Source organism: Streptomyces sp. ISL-96 (assembly GCF_018614035.1).
Lineage (GTDB): Bacteria > Actinomycetota > Actinomycetes > Streptomycetales > Streptomycetaceae > Streptomyces.
Genome location: NZ_JAGGPA010000011.1, coordinates 365,007 through 381,620 on the forward strand (window position 1 = coordinate 365,007; position 16,614 = coordinate 381,620).

Annotated in this window: 12 protein-coding genes; 5 read left to right on the forward strand and 7 right to left on the reverse strand. The window is 69.7% G+C overall.

Features of this window, described 5'->3' with window-relative positions:
- Positions 1–23 precede the first annotated feature (23 nt).
- Positions 24–1,859, reverse strand: coding sequence for a long-chain fatty acid--CoA ligase (locus tag J7E96_RS08880; RefSeq protein WP_215129202.1), 1,836 nt, complete (start codon positions 1,857–1,859; stop codon positions 24–26).
- A 215-nt stretch (positions 1,860–2,074) separates the two neighbouring features.
- Positions 2,075–2,758, reverse strand: coding sequence for a helix-turn-helix domain-containing protein (locus J7E96_RS08885; protein WP_308295884.1), 684 nt, complete (start codon positions 2,756–2,758; stop codon positions 2,075–2,077).
- Between the two features lie 161 nt (positions 2,759–2,919).
- Between J7E96_RS08885 and J7E96_RS08890 the strand changes: the two genes are divergently transcribed.
- The 4 genes from J7E96_RS08890 (at position 2,920) to J7E96_RS08905 (ending at position 8,405) form a co-directional block, all read left to right on the forward strand.
- Positions 2,920–4,149 (forward strand): oxygenase MpaB family protein, encoded by a 1,230-nt coding sequence (locus tag J7E96_RS08890; RefSeq protein ID WP_215129204.1) that lies wholly within the window; start codon positions 2,920–2,922, stop codon positions 4,147–4,149.
- Positions 4,150–4,232: 83 nt separating this feature from the next.
- The gene (locus tag J7E96_RS08895; RefSeq protein WP_215129206.1) at positions 4,233–5,456 is read left to right on the forward strand and encodes an oxygenase MpaB family protein; all 1,224 of its coding nucleotides are present in this window, start codon (positions 4,233–4,235) and stop codon (positions 5,454–5,456) included.
- A gap of 114 nt (positions 5,457–5,570) precedes the next feature.
- Entirely contained in the window at positions 5,571–7,913 is a 2,343-nt protein-coding gene (locus tag J7E96_RS08900) for a molybdopterin cofactor-binding domain-containing protein (protein ID WP_215129208.1), read from the forward strand.
- A 15-nt stretch (positions 7,914–7,928) separates the two neighbouring features.
- The gene (locus J7E96_RS08905; RefSeq protein WP_215129210.1) at positions 7,929–8,405 is read left to right on the forward strand and encodes a (2Fe-2S)-binding protein; all 477 of its coding nucleotides are present in this window, start codon (positions 7,929–7,931) and stop codon (positions 8,403–8,405) included.
- A 59-nt stretch (positions 8,406–8,464) separates the two neighbouring features.
- Here the strand turns inward: J7E96_RS08905 and J7E96_RS08910 are convergent, their stop codons facing one another.
- The 5 genes from J7E96_RS08910 to J7E96_RS08930 form a co-directional block, all read right to left on the reverse strand.
- Positions 8,465–9,445, reverse strand: coding sequence for a hydroxyacid dehydrogenase (locus tag J7E96_RS08910; protein WP_215129275.1), 981 nt, complete (start codon positions 9,443–9,445; stop codon positions 8,465–8,467).
- Between the two features lie 53 nt (positions 9,446–9,498).
- The gene (locus J7E96_RS08915) at positions 9,499–10,419 is read right to left on the reverse strand and encodes a carbohydrate ABC transporter permease (protein ID WP_215129211.1); all 921 of its coding nucleotides are present in this window, start codon (positions 10,417–10,419) and stop codon (positions 9,499–9,501) included.
- A 2-nt stretch (positions 10,420–10,421) separates the two neighbouring features.
- The gene (locus tag J7E96_RS08920; RefSeq protein WP_215129212.1) at positions 10,422–11,321 is read right to left on the reverse strand and encodes a carbohydrate ABC transporter permease; all 900 of its coding nucleotides are present in this window, start codon (positions 11,319–11,321) and stop codon (positions 10,422–10,424) included.
- Between the two features lie 128 nt (positions 11,322–11,449).
- Positions 11,450–12,775 carry an ABC transporter substrate-binding protein gene (locus J7E96_RS08925; RefSeq protein ID WP_215129213.1) on the reverse strand — a complete coding sequence of 442 codons (1,326 nt, stop codon included), beginning with the start codon at positions 12,773–12,775 and terminating at the stop codon, positions 11,450–11,452.
- 175 nt (positions 12,776–12,950) lie between these two features.
- Entirely contained in the window at positions 12,951–13,985 is a 1,035-nt protein-coding gene (locus tag J7E96_RS08930) for a substrate-binding domain-containing protein (RefSeq protein ID WP_215129214.1), read from the reverse strand.
- Positions 13,986–14,193: 208 nt separating this feature from the next.
- Here J7E96_RS08930 and J7E96_RS08935 point away from each other — a divergent pair, with 208 nt between their 5' ends.
- The gene (locus J7E96_RS08935) at positions 14,194–16,599 is read left to right on the forward strand and encodes a polysaccharide lyase 8 family protein (protein WP_215129216.1); all 2,406 of its coding nucleotides are present in this window, start codon (positions 14,194–14,196) and stop codon (positions 16,597–16,599) included.
- The last annotated feature ends 15 nt before the right edge of the window (positions 16,600–16,614 follow it).

Sequence of the window (16,614 nt, forward strand, 5' to 3'; positions counted from 1 at the left end):
TTGCCCTGTGGTTCACGACGGACCTATGTGTACATCGACTCGATCGTCGCGGCGTACCGGGAGTGGATGCCCTTCCGCCGCAGACTCAGCTTCGGTGTCAGCTCCCCGGACTGCGGGGTCCAGGGCCCGGCCAGCACCTGGTACTTCTTCACCTGCTCCGCGCGGGAGAGAACGGCGTTCGCCTCCGCGACCGCCTGGTCGAGGGCCGCGAGCACCTCGGGGTGGCGCGAGAGTTCTCCCAGGTCGACGGTGGCGATCCCGTTCGCCCGTGCCCACAGGGGGGACGCCTCCTCGTCGAGTACGAGCAGCGCGGTGACGTACGGGCGCCGGTCGCCGATCGCGACGGCCTGGCCGACAAGGGGGTGCGCACGCAGCAGGGACTCGATCCTCGTCGGGGCGATGTTCTTGCCCCCGCTGGTGATGATGATCTCCTTCTTGCGGTCCGTGATGTGTACGAGGCCCCGCTCGTCGACCGTGCCGACGTCGCCGGTGGGCAGCCAGCCGCTCCCGTCGGTCGCCGGCTCGATGCCGCCGTCGGCCGTGAGGTAGCCGGGGAAGACCACGGGGCCGCGTACGAACAGCTCCCCGTCGTCGGCGGCCTTGACCTCGATGCCCGGTCCGGGGCGTCCTACCGCTCCGAGTGCGAATACCTCGGGTGTGCTGACCGTTGCCGCCCCGGTGGTCTCGCTCAGGCCCCACACCTCGTACACGGGGAGCCCCAGGCCGGCCATGAACTCCAGGACGGCAGTGGGGATCGGGGCCGCTCCGCTGAAGGCCCGGTGGCAGTCGTCCAATCCGAGGGCGGCCCGCATCGGCCGCAGCACCTGCGCGTCGAGCCGCTCCGCCTGCGCCGTCAATCCGGGCGGGACCTCCTTGCCGGCGGACCGCAGTCGGAACACGTCGACATTGACCCGCTGCGCCTGCGTGATCCGCGCGGACTGGTCTTCGGGGAGCGCGGCGAGTTTCGCCCGCAGTCCGGCGGCGAGCTTCTCCCACACGCGCGGGACGCCGAAGAAGCCGTGCGGCCGCACCGCGCGCAGCGTCGGCACGAGTTGGGCCGGGTCCGGGCAGATGGTGACGTGGCCGGCGTTGCAGATCGGCATGTAGATCCCGAGCACCCGCTCGGCGATGTGCGCCATCGGCAGGTACGCCACCGTCTTCGGGTGCGGCGGGACAGGGACGAGCTGATCCTGCATCAGGGACTCGTGGATGGCGTTGCGGTGGGAGAGCACCACGCCCTTGGGCTCGCCGGTGGTGCCCGAGGTGTAGACCACGGTCAGCGGTTGGCCGGCGGTGGCCGCGTCCGTGAGGATCTCGAACGCGGCGTCGTCAGCTGACGTTCGGTCGCGCAGGTCCGCGTAGGGGGTGAGCGCCAGGTCGCCGGGCGGGGCGACGTACGGGGCGGGGGCGGCGTACGGGTCGATGATGACGACGGCCCTCAGGTCCGGCAGGTCCTTGAGGACCGGCTGCCAGCGGTGCAGCTGTTCCCCGCCTTCCAGGACGAGGACGGTGGCCGCGCTGTGGCGGGCCACGAAGCGGATCTGCTCGGTGCTCAGCGTGTCGTACACGCTGCAGGGCAGGGCCCCGAGGTGTACGGCGGCCAGGTCGGCGATCCAGTGTTCCGGTCGCTTGGACATCGCGATGAGCATCCGGTCGCCACGGCTGAGGCCGAGCGCGGCCAGGCCCCGGGTGACGGCGGCGACCTCGCCGCGCAGCCGTGACCAGGACAGCGTCGTCGTGTCCGGACCGATCCCCGAGGTGAGCGCGGGCAGGTCGGCGAAGTGCTGAGCGTTTCGGCGGAGCAGACGGGTGATCGTCAGCTCATCGACGGACTGGCGCAGCGGCTCTGCTGTGGCCACGGCGGGCTCCCTCCCTCACAAACCGCGGGCGGACTCGTTGAGCGGCCCTCACGATGGAGGCACTGTTGGCTCAGTGTCAATAGGTCGCGCGGAAGGAGCGCGAAGACACTCTCGCGATGCAACAACGCTCTTGCTGCGCACCACAGTTGAGCGCGGTTTGGTGTTGAGCACTATTGCCATAACGCCAATAGGCGCCTTACTCCCCGCAAGGAGCGCTACGAGTGAGCGGGGCGCGGTGGCTCCAGCATCGGGACGAGGAACCGCCGGGCCACCGCGCGCAACTGCTCCTCGTCGTCGATGTCGATGACCTGACTGGGGATGACCAGGAAGGACGCGGAAACCCGGACCATCATCTCGGCCACGACGTCCACGTCCACGTCGCGGGCGACGTTCCCCGCCTGCTGCTCCAGGCGCAGTCGGCCCGCGACGAAGTGCCGTACGACCTCCAGGGTGCGGCCCTCGTCGCCGGCCATGGACGGCACGACCGCGTCCGGTTCAGCGGCGAGCAGGCCACCGATGAGGGGGTTGCGGCGGATGGTCCGCAGGGAGCTCACGAAACCGAGGACCACGCGGTCGGCGACGGTCTCGGCGTCCTGGACGTCGACGCTGAACTGGTCGAAGTACCGCCGGAATTCGCGCCGGACGACCTGCTCGATCAGCGCGTCCTTGGACGCGAACCGGCGGTAGACCGTGATCCGGGAGACCCCTGCCCGGCGGGCGACGTCCTCCATGGTGGAGCGCCGCATGCCCATGCGGCGGAACTGCTCGGAAGCGGCGTCGAGCACGCGCGTAGTGATCTCGTCATTGTCGTCGACGCGCTCGGCAGCCTCGGCGAACGCACGCTCAAGCACGGAATCCGAGTCGTGCGGCGTGACAGCGAAGGAAAACACAGGTTCCACGGTCGCCTTTCTTGGCACACATTACCGGCGGTTACAAAGAAGTTGACGCTCAAGTCTTGCGCTCGGATTCGGATTACGTTTCGCTGGAGATACGCAGATACAAGATCTGTATCAGGGTATCAGGCAGGGCCGGCTTCGGCGACTCGAGGAGGCGTTCAAGCATGGACGAACTGAGCAGGCGCAAGATGCTGCTCGCGGGCGGGACTCTGGGAGCACTCGGGCTGCTCGGCGTAGCCTCCCCGGCCCGCGCCAACACGGCCTGGACGTGGGGGGCCGACCGCTCATTAGCCGGCGCGGGGACGGGCAGCGACCCGAACTGGGTGTGGGACGAGGAGGCCGACCGGCTCCTCTCCGCCGTGATCGAACGGGGCGACGTACCCAAGGTCAACGAGCTGCTGCGGACCTGGACCCGCAACGACCAGCCACTTCCCGGCGAACTGCCCCAGTACCTGCGGGAGTTCATAGACAAGGCGCGCCGACTGCCCCCCTGGGCCGACCGGAACAAGCTCGACAGAGCCGCCCAGTTCAACGAGACCAGGGGCCTGTACCTCAACGTGCTCAACGGTATCGGTGGCGGCATGCTGAGCACCGCCATCCCGCGGGAGGCCCGAGCCGTCTACTACTCCAAGGGCGGCGCCGACATGGAGGACCGCGTCGCCAAAACGAGCAAGCTGGGCTTCGCTGTCGGGGACCTCAACGCGTTTCAGCCGGACGGCAGCGTCGTCGTGGAAGCGGTGAAGACCCGTCTCGTACACGCGGCCGTACGGCACCTACTGCCGAAATCGCCGGGCTGGTCCGGGACCAACGGCGGCCAGAAGATCCCGATCAGCCAGGCGGACATGCTGGTCACCTGGCACACCCTGCCCACCTTCGCGATGCGCAAGATGCTCGAATGGGACGTCCCGATCAGCTCCGCCGACTCCGAGGCGTATCTGCATCTGTGGCAGGTGACCGCGCACCTGCTCGGCATCCGCGACGAGTACATCCCAGCGACCTGGGATGCGGCCGACACCCAGTCCAAGCAGCTCCTCGACCCGGTCCTGGGCCCCACGCCCGAAGGGGTCAAGCTGACCGACATCCTGCTGCGCCAGCTCGCAGAGCAGACCAGTCCCGGCGGCCTCGACCGCCCTCTGGTCAACGCGTTCGCCCGCTACCTGGTGGGCGACCAGGTGGCCGACTGGGACGGCATTCCCCGAGCGCCGTTCTGGGAGACGGCGGTCAAGGCCGCCTGGCCGAAGCTCGTGGCGTACCGCGAGGGCCTGATCAAGCTGCCGCTGGTCCCGCAGATCGCCTGGACGATCGACGAAGCCGCCCGCCAGTACATCTTGTTCTACCTCTCCAAGGGGCGCGAGGTTCACATCGAGATCCCCGACACCAACCGTCCGGCCTGATCCCGGCCACGCGGAATACGTCGGTAATTCTTTCGCAATCTGCACTTCGTTTTCCATCGGCAGAACTCAAGGAGGGTTCAGGCATGGACGAACTCAGCAGGCGCAAGATGCTGCTCGCGGGCGGAACTCTGGGAACACTGGGGATGCTCGGCATCGCCTCCCCGGCCGCCGCCCAGACGGCCTGGACATGGGCGTCCGGCGGCTCGGTGGCCGGCGCGGGGACGGGCAGCGACCCCAACTGGGTGTGGGACGACGAGGCCGACCGGGTACTCGCCGCCGTGATCGAGCGGGGCGACGTTCCCAGAGTCAACGAGCTGCTGCGGACCTGGGCCCGCAACGACCAGCCGCTCCCCGGCGGACTGCCCGACGACCTGCGGGAGTTCATGGAGAAGGCGCGCCGACTGCCCCCCTGGGCCGACCAGAACAAGCTGGACAGAGCCGCCCAGTTCAACAAGACCAAGGGGATCTACGTCGGCGCCCTGTACGGCCTCGGCAGCGGTCTGATGAGCACCGCCATCCCCCGGGAGGCGCGAGCCGTCTACTACTCCAAGGGCGGTGCGGACATGAAGGACCGTATCGCCAAGACCGCGAAGCTCGGGTACGACGTCGGGGATCTGGACGCGTATCAGCCCCAGGGCTCAATGATCGTGACCGCGGTGAAGACCCGCCTCGTGCACGCGGCCGTACGCCACCTGCTGCCGAAGTCGCCGGGCTGGTCCGGGACCAGCGGCGGCCAGAAGATCCCGATCAGCCAGGCGGACATCCTGGTCACCTGGCACAGCCTGCCCACCTTCGTCATGCGCAAGATGCTCGAATGGAAGGTACGGATCTCGTCCGCCGAGTCGGCGGCGTATCTGCATGTGTGGCAGGTGACCGCGCACATGCTCGGCGTCCGCGACGAGTACGTCCCCGCGACCTGGGATGCGGCGAACGCCCAGTCCAGGCAACTCCTCGACCCGGCCCTGGGCCGCACCACCGAAGGCGTCAAGCTGACCGAGATGCTCCTCGACATCGTCGCCGAGATCGACGGCGGTCTAAGCCGCCCCCTGGTCAGTGCGTTCTCCCGGTACACGCTCGGTGACCGGGTCGGCGACCTGATCGGACTGTCCGAGGAGCCGTTCTGGGAGCCCGTGATCAGCAACGCCTGGCCGCTCCTTGTAGCCTTCCGCGAGGGCCTGATTCCGCTGCCGCTGGTCCCGGAAGCCGCCTGGACCATGGAGGAAGCCATCCGCAGGTTCGTCCTGCTCTTCCTCTCCGAGGGCAAACCGATCAACATTGAGATCCCCGACGCGAACCGTCCCGCCTGATCCCCGGCCGCGCCGGGGAAGAGCCCGGGTCACGCGCGCTACGACAGCGAGCCGCAGGAGAACGGATGAAGACGAGATGGTGCCGTGTGGAGCGATGGGTGAAGGGCGTCGTCGATGACCAGATATGACCGTCCGGCTCGGCCACCTGCTCGTACGACTCGGTCCGAGTCCGCTGCACCCGGCATCGGTCGGCGCCGGTTTCTCGGCTACGTGCTGGCCGCTCCAACGCTGGCGACCGCCGCCGAAATCGGCCGGGCGCCACAGGCCACAGCCCGGACCGCCGCGGCCGGGATCCCGTCGGCGGACATCACCGAACTGGTCGACCTCAACGACGTGATGACCGCGGCGGCCCTGCCGACCTCGAACCTGATCAAGGTCGTGGTCCACACGGACGGCACCGTGTCGCTCGCGTTGCCACGGGCCGAGGTCGGGCAGGGCATCACCACCTCGACGGCCATGCTGATCGCCGAGGAGATGGACGTCCCGCTCGACAAGGTGCGGGTCACGTCGGCCGACGCGCGGCCCGAGCTGGTGTTCAATCAGCTCACCGGTGCTTCGAACACAACGATCTCGACCTTCACCCCGGTCCGGGTCGCCGCCGCCGTCGCCCGGGGCCGCCTCCTCGATGCGGCGGCGATCGAGCTCGGCGCGGCGGTCACCGACCTCACCTTGAAGGCCGGCGTCATAACCGACCTCGTGGGCGGGAGCATCGGCATCGGTGCTCTCGCCGAGAAGGCCGCGAGTATCGAGCCGCGGCACGTGTCCGTGGAGCTCAAGGAGCGCCGGGACTTCGCTGTCATCGGCACGCCACAGAACCGTATCGACGCGCTCGACGCCGTCACCGGGCGCAAGAAGTTCGCTATGGACCTCAATGTCCCGGACGCCAGGCCCACCATGGTCTGCCGTCCGCCGACCATCAACGGCAAGGTCGGCTCCGTCACCAACCTCGCCCAGGTCAGCACCATGCCCGGCGTCACAGATGTCGCGGTGATCTCCACCGGCGTCGCGGTGCGCGCTCGGACATTCGGCCAGTGCATCGACGCCGTGCGCGCCCTGCAGGTGTCCTGGAAGCCCGGCAGCGCGGAGGGGAAGTCCGACGAGTCCGTACGGAAACAGTTGCGCGACGCCGAACTGCCTCTCGGACTTCCCCCGTTGACTCCGTCGGTGGAAGCCTCCTTCACCTTTCACTTCCGCAGCAACAGCGCCCTGGAGACCAACTGCGCCATCGCCGACGTGCGGTCCGACCGCGCGGAGATATGGTCGGGCCTCAAGGCACCGATCGTCGCCCAACAGGCCATCGCCGCCAAGCTCGGGCTGCCGCTCCACGCGGTCACCGTGCATGTCACCGAAGGCGGCGGCTCCTTCGGGCGCAAGCTGTTCTACGACGCCGCACTGGAAGCCGCCGAGATATCCAGGAAAATCGGCAAACCCGTGAAACTCATGTGGCACCGGGCCGACGACTCCCGCCAAGGGCGCACCCACCCCATGGCCATCTCCCGCGTGCGCGCCGCCTACCTCGGCAATTCAGTGCTCAGCTATGGGCAACGGCACACCAGTGTGGCCACCGACCTCGGCCATGGGCTCGGCGAGGTCTTCACCGCCCTGGCGGCGAGACTTCCGGTGGGTGACATCGGTTTCTCCGAGACGTTCTTCCAGCTCTCCCAGTCGATGCCCTACAACTTCGGCGTCCACAGCCGGCTGCTCGCCGAAACCGACAAGAGCTTCAACACCGGCAGTCTGCGGGGCGTCTACTCCCCCGACGTCACCTGTGCACGGGAGCTGATCGTCGACCGGCTCGCGGCGAAGATGGGCAAGGACCCCTACCGATTCCGGCGCGACTTCCTCCGCGACGACCGCTCCCGGGCGGTACTGAACAAGGTCGCCGAGGCCGGGAACTGGGGCCGCGCCATGCCGGACGGCACCGCGCAGGGAATCGCCTTCCACTCCGAGTACCACGCGCTCAGCGCGGTGCTGGTGGAGATCGACTGCCGGCCCGAGACCGTCAACCGCCCCATCCGCGACGGCGTGGCCGGGCCGCGTGTCACCAAGGCCGTCTTCGCCGTGGATGTCGGCCTGACCGTAAATCCCCGCGGCTTGGAGGCCCAGATGATGGGCTGCCTCATGGACGGGATCGCCCAGACGCTGACCTCCGGACTGCACCTGCGCGACGGGCACTTCCTTGAGGCCAGCTGGGACAACTACTTCTACACCCGGCAGTGGAACACACCACCTGAGCTGGAGATCATCGTCATGCCGACGACCACCGGGAAACCCGGCGGCGCGGGAGAACTCGGCGTCGCCGCGTCGATGGCCGCGGTCGCCTGCGCCTACGGCCGGGCCACTGGCACCATGCCGACAAGCTTCCCCATCAACCACAGCACCCTCTCCTTCACACCCAAACCCACCGTTCCTCCGATCCCCGCGTCCCCCACCGACGGCCTGGAACACGTCCGTTGAAGACAGGAGCCCCCCGTGCCTGAACACACCTTCCGCGTCAACGGCGAACAGGTCACCGTCGATGCCGCCGATGACGAGCGACTGCTGTGGGTGCTGCGCGACATCCTCGGCATCACCGGACCGAAGTACGGCTGCGGCATCAACGTCTGCAAAGCGTGCACCAGCCACCTCAACGGCAAGGCCGCCAATCCCTGCGCGATACCCGTCAAGGACCTGCGGCCGACCGACGAAGTCACCACGATAGAAGGACTTGCGGCCACCGTCGGCGCCGAACTGCACCCCATGCAGGAGGCTTGGCTCGACCATGACGTGGCCCAGTGCGGCTACTGCCAGCCCGGCCAGATCATGGCCGCCGTCGCCCTGGTCCGCCGCGTCAAGGAGGAAGGCCGCCGGATCACCGACGACGACCTGGACGGCATCCGCAACATCTGCCGCTGCGGCACCTACGTCCGCATCCGTGCAGCGATCAAGGCCGGCGCCGAGCACATGTGAGGGCTGCGCCCGCGCGTACGACAGCCCGTTCCCGTGGCCTGAGCTGTGACGGCGCACACTCAGGCCGAGCGGTCCAGCCCCCGTCTGCGCACCGGGTCGGCGAACGGCAGGCCCTGGCCGTAGCGTTCCAGCTCGTCGAGCGCCGTGTGCGCCATCCGGCCCAGTTCGTTGCCGAGCGAGCCCGCCACGTGCGGGGTCAGCAGCACATTGGGCAGGTCGTACAGCGGCGAGGAGGCGGGCAGCACCTCGGGTTCGGTGACGTCCAGGACGGCGTTGAGGCGGCCCGAGGTCAGCTCCTCGGTGAGTGCGTCGGTGTCGACGAGCGAGCCCCGCGCCGTGTTGATCAGCGTGGCCCCGTCGGGCAGCAGCGCCAGCCGCGCCCGGTCGAACAGGTGCCTGGTCTCGGGGAGTTCGGGTGCGTGGATCGTCACCACGTCGCTCGACGACGCCAGGGTGTCCAGCCCCACCGTCCGTACGCCGAGGGCCTCGGCCTCCGCCCCGGTGACGTACGGGTCGTACAGCAGCACGCGCAGGTCGTACGGGCGCAGCAGCTCGATCACCCGGCGCCCGATCCGCGACGCGCCCACCACGCCGACCGTGCGGCGGAAGTTGCCGCCGTCGGCGATCACATCGATCGGGCTGACCCGGGTGCGCTGCTCCCCGTACGCACGGGCCGCGCCCAGCACCCCCTTGCCCGCGAAGAGGATCGCCGCGACGGTGTACTCGGCCACCGGCAGCGCGTTGGCCCCGGCCGCCGAGGCGACCGCGATGCCCCGCTCCCAGCAGGCGTCGGTGATGTGGTGCTTCACGGAGCCCGCCGCGTGGACGACCGCACGCAGCCGGGGCATGCGGGCCAGCGCGTCGTGGGTCAGCGGCGGGCAGCCCCAGCCGGTGAGCAGGACCTCCGCCTGCTCCAGTGCCGCCGTGTGCACCGGATCGGCGAAGTCGCGTACCACGGCCGTGGGGTCGGTGTCGGCCACGGCGGCGAGGCGGTCCAGGGCATCGGCATCGAACAGCGCCTCGAACACCGGCGGGTCCATCGCGAGGACGGTACGGGGGCGGCGGGACGGAAGCGGGGACTGGGGCGGGGGCGTCACTTGACGGCTCCTGCGGTCAGGCCCGAGCGCCAGTAGCGCTGGAGCGACAGGAAGGCGATGGCAAGCGGGAGGACGGACACCAGCGCGCCGGTGACCACGAAGGCGTAGTAGTGCGGCTCCTGCGGGAGGATCGCGTTCCAGTTGAACAGGCCGAGACCCACCGGGTAGAGCGTGGCGTCGTTGAGCATGACCAGCGGCAGGAAGAAGCTGTTCCAGCTCGCGGTGAAGGAGAACAGGAAGATCGTCACGAAGGCCGGGGACAGCATCGGCAGCGCCACCGACCGGAAGATCCGCATCTCGCCCGCCCCGTCGAGGCGCGCTGCCTCCAGGGTCTCGGCGGGGACGTACCCCTCAGAGAAGACCCGGGCCAGGTAGACGCCGAAGGGGTTGACGAGGCCGGGGATCAGTACCGCCCAGTAGGTGTTGACCAGGCCGATGTCGGAGGCCATCAGGTACATGGGCAGCGAGATGACGGTGTGCGGGACGAGGATGCCCAGCAGCACCAGCCCGTAGAGCTTCTCCTTGCCGGGGAAGGAGTACTTGTCGAAGGCGTAGCCCGCGAGCAGTGACAGCAGGGTGGAGCCGATCGAGCCGACGACCGAGTAGAGCATGCTGTTCGCGAGCCAGCGGCCGAAGAGGCCGTCCTGGTGCGTGAACAGGTCGGCGAGGTTCGTGAAGAAGCTGAAGTCGCCGAACGCGAAGCCGGGCCGGCCGAACAGGTCGGCGTTGTTCTTGGTGGCGTTGACGACCAGCCAGGTCAGCGGCATCAGGGTGTAGACGGCGACCAGGGCGAGCAGGGTGTTGACGGTGACGCGCGAGGAGAGGGCCGACCGGGCGTTCGGCCCCCGGCGCGGCCGTGTGGGACGCGGCGGGCCGGCGGGCGCGGCGGCATGGGCCGGTGCGGTGTCGAGAGCCATGGTCACGCGTCCTTCCAACGGTTGCCGAACTTGGTGATCACGAAGGACAGCGCGGCGCCGAGGACCGCGAGCAGCAGCGAGGCGGCGGCCGCCAGGCCGTAGTCGTTGCGGCTGAACGCCGCCTGGTAGATGAACATGACCGGGCTCCACTCGGTGGAAATCGCGCTGGATCTGCTGCGCAGCACCTCCGGCTCATTGAACAGCTGGATCGCGCCCACCGCGGTGAAGAGCATCGTCAACACCACCGAGGAGCGGATCATCGGCAGCTTCACGGACCAAGCGGCGCGCAGGTGGCCGGCGCCGTCCACCACGGCCGCCTCCAGGGTCTCGCGGGGCACGGCCTGCAGCGCGGCGTAGAAGATCACCATGTTGTAGCCGATCCACTGCCAGGCCGCCGCGTTGGCCAGCGAGAACACGACCGCGTCCGGCCCCAGCAGGTCGGCGTCCGCGCCGAAGGCCGACAGGAAGTCGATGACCGGGCTGAGGCCGGGGGTGTAGAGGAAGCCCCAGATGATGGCGGCGATCAGGCCCGGCACGGCGTGCGGCAGGAAGTAGGCCAGCTGGAAGAACTTCTTGGCGCGGGCGAGGGCGGAGTCCACCAGCAGGGCGAGCGCCAGCGCGCCGCCCACCATCACCGGGATGTAGACCAGGCAGTACAGCGCGACGTGCAGGAAGCTGCGGCGGAACGCGGGTGAGCCCAGTGCCCGCAGGTAGTTGTCGGCGCCGACGAAGAGCGTCTGCGTACCCCCGAAGCCCAGGCCGGACGTGGACTGTTCGCGGAACAGGCTCATCCAGAGGGCGTAACAGATGGGGGCGACGAGCGTGGCGAGGAAGAGGACGAGGAACGGGGCGATGAAGAGGGCCGGTGTGCTGCGCTGTCCGCGGGCGAGCCGGGATGCCATCGGCGGTAGCTCCTTGGGGAACCGGCCGCCGGGGAGGGGCCCAGGACGAGGGGCCAGGACGCCTCCCCGGCGGCGTGTACGGGGCGGAGGACGGGGGACGGGGCCCGGAGGGGCCCGCGTTCACCGGGTCACTTGGCGAGCTTGAGGCCCCGGTCGGTGATCCCCTTCTCGGCCGCGGTCTGCGCCGCCTGGAAGGCGGGCCAGAACTCGCCGGTCTTCTGAGCCTTGCCCAGCTCGTTCTGGAGGGTCAGCGTGGTGGAGTTGTGCACCGGGCTCCACGTCCAGCCCTTGGCGATGGTGGGGACCTGCTCGGAGGCCACCGCGTAGATGTCCTGGCCGCCGTAGAACTTCGTGTCGAAGCTGGCCTTGGCGGTGGCGCGCAGCGTCTCGTTGGCGGGCAGGGCGCTGGACGTGCCGCTGGCGAGGCGGGCCTTCACCGCGGCGGGGTCGGTGGTCGCCCAGAGGGCGAACTCGGCCGCGGCCTTCACCTTCTTCGTGTCCTTGCTGAGGGCGAAGGAGCTGCCGCCGACCGCGCCGGTGGCGGGGGTGCCCCAGTGCGGCAGCGGGGCCTCGGCCCACTTGCCCTCCTGCTTGGGGTACGTCGTCTTGATGGAGCCCGCGCTCCAGGAGGCGCCGAGCAGGGCGATCGCCGTCGAGTCGGTGACGGCCTTGGTGGCCTCCGGGCTCCAGGCCTTGTGGTTGAGGACGAGGTCGTTCTTGACCAGGTCCTTCCAGTAGCCGGCGACCTTCTTGGTGGGCGCGTCGGTGATGGTCACCTTCCAGGCGTCGGCCTCGCTGCCGTACCAGTGGGCGCCGGCCTGCTGGGCGAGACCGGCCCAGGTGGCGGTGTCGTCGCCCCAGAAGTCGAGGATGCGGGCCTTGCCCTTGGAGGCGGTCTTGACCTTTTCGGCGGCGGCCTTGAACTCGTCCCAGGTCGTGGGGACCTCGATGCCGTACTTCTTGAAGAGGTCGGCGCGGTAGTACAGGGTCTGCGGGCCGACGTCGAAGGGCGCGGCCCACGTCTTGCCGCCGAGCGTGACCAGGCTCCGCACCGCCTCGGGGCTGCCTGCCACGGACTCGCCGAGCTCGTTGGTGGAGTCGCGCAGCAGGCCCTGGGTGACCAGGTCGGGGACGGCCTGGTACTCGACGTTGACGACGTCGGGCGCGTTGCCGGCCTTGACCGCCTTGGCGAGCTTGTCGTAACCGCCGTTGAGGCCGGCCGGGATCTCCGAGTGGACGACCTTGACGTTCTTGTGGGTCCGGTTGAACTCCTCGGCCATCTCCTTGGTGCCCGGCTGCCAGGACCAGTAGGCGATCTCGACGGGCTTGTCGGCGGTGCCGGAGCCCGGGTCGGCCGCGCCGGTGTCGGAGCCTCCACAGGCGGTGGCGAGGACGGCCAGGGAGGCCACTGCGGCCGCGAGGGCTATGGAGGACTTACGGGAGGTTGGCTGCATTGCGCTACTCCTACGGGAGGCCTACGGAAGGCGACGAGTTGACGCACATCTTTCGGCCACGAACGATCAGAGTCAATAGGAAGTGAACAAACGATCAATCAGAAGGGATATCGATCTAAAGAACGGTCGTTTGATCGCCTCTACTGGGCGCGGGTGTGCGTACCGTCCTCCCAGGTCAGACGCTGGAGGCCCGGACGTGCAGTTCCGGCAGGATCGCCAGCCGGTGCCGGGCTCGCCCCGGGTCGGCGAGCCGGCGTACGAGCAGCTCCACCGCGGCCGCGCCGACGGCCTGCTTCGGCGGGGCGATGGCGCTGAGCGGAATGTCGGCGAGCGAGGCCACCTCGTCGTCGTACGCGACGATCGCGAGATCACCCGGTACGTCGATGCCGCGGGAACGCAGCCGCTGGAGCAGCATGATCGCGTCGTGATCGTTGTGGATGAGTGCCGCGTCGAGCCGCCCCGCACCCACCGCGTCGGTGAACGCGCCCAGCAGCCGCTCCCGTTCGGCCGCGTCCCCGGCCGGCGGTGGCAGCCGGAAGAGGGAGGGATCGGGTGCGTCGAGGCCGGCCGAGGCGAGGCCGCTCCGGTACCCCTCCAGCACCAGCGCGCCGTGCGGGCTGTCGTCGCGCAGCATCAGCCCGATCTGCCGGTGCCCGGTGTCCGCCAGGTGCCGTACGGCGAGCCGCGCGCCGTACACGTGGTCCGTGACCACCCGTTCCGCTCCGGAGATGTCGTCGCCGGGGCGCCGCTCCACCAGCACGTGCGGCATGGCCAGTTCGGCCAGCCACGGCCCGGCGTCCGCCGAACTGCACGGCGTGATGAGCAGGCCGTGGATGCCGTCGGCGAGCATCTGGCGGACCTGGTCCCGCTCCTGCTCGGGGCTGTACTGCGAGATGCCGAGGACCAGCCGTACGCCGTGCTCGGCGGCGGCCTCCCGGGCGCCCTTGATCACTTCCGGGTAGTAGTAGTCGGCCGCCGGTACGATCAGGCCGAAGACCTGCGCCTCCCCGGGCACCGACGAGCCGCGCGTCTCGGCCCGGACCGCGCCCCCGTGGACGCGCGTCAGCAACCCGCGTTCGGCCAGCGCCTCCACGTCCCGGCGGATGGTGACGGGGGAAACGCGCAGCTCGTGGGCGAAGTCGGTCACCCGCAGCGAGCCCCGCTCATGCAGCGTGTCGAGTATGGCCTGATGCCTGTCTTCGGCCTGCATGTGCTCCGGTACCCCTTTTCGGTGGTTTCGATCGTCTAGGCCCAGTCTAGCCGTCACCTGATCGATCCATGAACGTTTTTGCTCGAACAATCAATTCGGTGGCGGAACGTGCGATTCATTGCCGGTCTGTTGTCTCCGTGCTAGAAACCGCTCACCCCAAGTGTGGTTCTGGGTTCAACGACGCACCGCTCCCCCGGAGGTTTCACCGATGCCCTCCCGCCGCGCCCTCCTGCGTACCGCCACCGCTCTCGCCGCGGCCGCCGTCGCCTCCCCTCTCGGTGCGTGGTCCGCCCACGCCGCCGACGCCTATGACGCCCTGCGCCTCACCTGGCGCGAACTGACCCTCGGCGCCGGTTTCGATCCCACCGCCGAACCGTACGCCGGCAAGCTCGCCGCCCTCGGCTCGACCGCCTCCGCTCTGCGCGCCGCCATGAACCCGCAGGCCGGCTCGCTCTGGCCGGACCTTCCCTACGCCGACCCCGAACCCGACACGGACGCCGAGTCGTACACGTACTCCGGCAACCTCGGCACCAGCTACAACCGGCTGCGCACCATGGCCGAGGCGTACGCCCAGCCCGGCACCGGCCTCACCGGCGACGCCACCCTCCGCGCCGAGATCCTCACCGGCCTCGACCACCTCCACGACCAGGCGTACAACGCCACCCAGGCCCGCTACGGCAACTGGTACAACTGGCAGATAGGCATCCCGCAGGCCCTCCTCGACATCGACGTCCTGCTGTACGACCACCTCGGCGCCGCCCGCATCGCCGAACACTGCGCCGCCGTCGACCACTTCGTCCCCGACAGCGCGGTCGCCACCTATAGCGGCACCTCCACCGGCGCCAACCGCGTCGACCTGTGCCGCGTCCTCGCCCTGCGGGGCGTCATCGGCAAGAGCTCCGCCAAGCTCGCCCTCGCCCGCGACGCGCTTTCGCCGGTCTTCCCGTACGTGACGAGCGGCGACGGCCTCTACGCCGACGGCAGCTTCATCCAGCACACGTACGTGCCGTACGCCGGGTCGTACGGCGCCGTGATGCTGGGCGGGCTGTCGATGCTCTTCGCGCTGCTCAGGGGGTCGGCCTGGGAGGTCACCGACCCGGGCCGGCAGATCGTCCTGGACTCCGTCGAGAAGGCGTACGCGCCCTTCCTCTTCAACGGCCTGGCCATGGACGGCGTCTCCGGGCGCGCGCCCAGCCGGGGCGTACAGAAGACGGACACCCGGCAGATCCGCCAGGACGACCACCTGCGCGGACACTCGATCATCGCGTGCACAGCGCTGCTCGCGCGCAGCGCCTCGGCGGCCGAGAAAGCGCGCTGGGACGGGATGGTGAAGGGCTGGATCGCCCGTGACTACTTCAGCCCGCTCCTGACCAGCCCCGTGCTCGGCGTCGCCCAGCTCTCCCGCCTCAAGGCGGTGAACGACGGCCCGGCGGCAGTGAGCTCCGAACCGGTCGGCCACCGCCTCTTCCCCGGCATGGACCGGGCGGTCCACCGCCGCCCCGGCTGGGCCGCCGCCCTCTCCATGGCGTCGAACCGGATCACGTACTACGAGAACGGCAACGGCGAGAACCTGCGCGCCTGGCACAGCGGCTCCGGAATGCTCTACTGGTGGGGCGACACGTACGCCAACGGCCAGTACAGCGACGACTTCTGGCCCACCGTCGACCCGTACCGGTTGCCCGGCACCACCGCCTCCCGCAAGGCGCTCGCCGACGGGGAAGGCGGGGTCTGGGGCGCGGCCCGGCCCGACGTGCGCTGGGTGGGCGGGGCGACGGACGGGACGTACGCGGCCGTCGGCCAGTACCTCAAGGGCCTCTCCTCCACGCTGCTCGCCAAGAAGTCCTGGTTCTTCCTGGACGACTCCGTCGTCTGCCTCGGCGCCGGCATCCACGGCCGGGACGGCACAGGCGTCGAGTCGGTCGTCGAGAACCGCAACCTGGGCGCGAACGGCGCGCACGCCCTCACCGTCGACGGTACGGTCCAGCCCGCCACCCTCGGCTGGAGCACCACCCTCACCGGCGCGCGCTGGGCGCACGTCGCCGGACACGGCGGGTACGTCTTCCCCGGCGGCGCCACCGTCAAGGCGCTCCGTGAGGCGCGCACCGGCGCCTGGTCGGACATCAACAAGGGCGCGGTGACCGACCCCGTCACCCGCCGCTATCTGACGCTGTGGTTCGACCACGGCACGGACCCGACGTGGGCGACGTACGCGTACGTCCTGCTGCCGGGCGCGACGGCCGCCGAGACCGCCGCCCGCGCCGCCGACACGGGCCGGGTCACCGTGCTGGCCAACACCAACGACCAGCAGGGTGTCGCCGTCCCCGCGCTCGGGTTCACCGGCGTCAACTTCTGGTTCGCCGGGACGGCCGGCCCCGTCACCGCGTCCGCGCCCGCGAGCGTCGTGATCCGCGAGAGCGGCGACACGGCCACCGTCCGCGTCTGCGGGCCGCTGCGCGACGGCGCCACGATCGACCTGACGTGGAACCGGGCCGTCGCCTCGGTGACCTCCAAGGACGCTGCCGTTCAGGTGCTGTCGACCGGCTCCGCACTGCGACTACGCATCACACCGGGCACCCTCGGGGCGGTGCACCGGGCAGAGTTGCGGCTTGCCTAGACCCGTACTTCGCGG

What these genes read in the sequence shown, in the direction of transcription:
- J7E96_RS08910 (WP_215129275.1), bottom strand. Translation starts at nt 9,445, where the DNA reads ATGGACCCGCCGGTGTTCGAGGCGCTGTTCGATGCCGATGCCCTGGAC.
- J7E96_RS08935 (WP_215129216.1), top strand. Translation starts at nt 14,194, where the DNA reads ATGCCCTCCCGCCGCGCCCTCCTGCGTACCGCCACCGCTCTCGCCGCG.
- J7E96_RS08890 (WP_215129204.1), top strand. Translation starts at nt 2,920, where the DNA reads ATGGACGAACTGAGCAGGCGCAAGATGCTGCTCGCGGGCGGGACTCTG.
- J7E96_RS08925 (WP_215129213.1), bottom strand. Translation starts at nt 12,775, where the DNA reads ATGCAGCCAACCTCCCGTAAGTCCTCCATAGCCCTCGCGGCCGCAGTG.
- J7E96_RS08915 (WP_215129211.1), bottom strand. Translation starts at nt 10,419, where the DNA reads ATGGCTCTCGACACCGCACCGGCCCATGCCGCCGCGCCCGCCGGCCCG.
- J7E96_RS08895 (WP_215129206.1), top strand. Translation starts at nt 4,233, where the DNA reads ATGGACGAACTCAGCAGGCGCAAGATGCTGCTCGCGGGCGGAACTCTG.
- J7E96_RS08900 (WP_215129208.1), top strand. Translation starts at nt 5,571, where the DNA reads ATGACCAGATATGACCGTCCGGCTCGGCCACCTGCTCGTACGACTCGG.
- J7E96_RS08920 (WP_215129212.1), bottom strand. Translation starts at nt 11,321, where the DNA reads ATGGCATCCCGGCTCGCCCGCGGACAGCGCAGCACACCGGCCCTCTTC.
- J7E96_RS08930 (WP_215129214.1), bottom strand. Translation starts at nt 13,985, where the DNA reads ATGCAGGCCGAAGACAGGCATCAGGCCATACTCGACACGCTGCATGAG.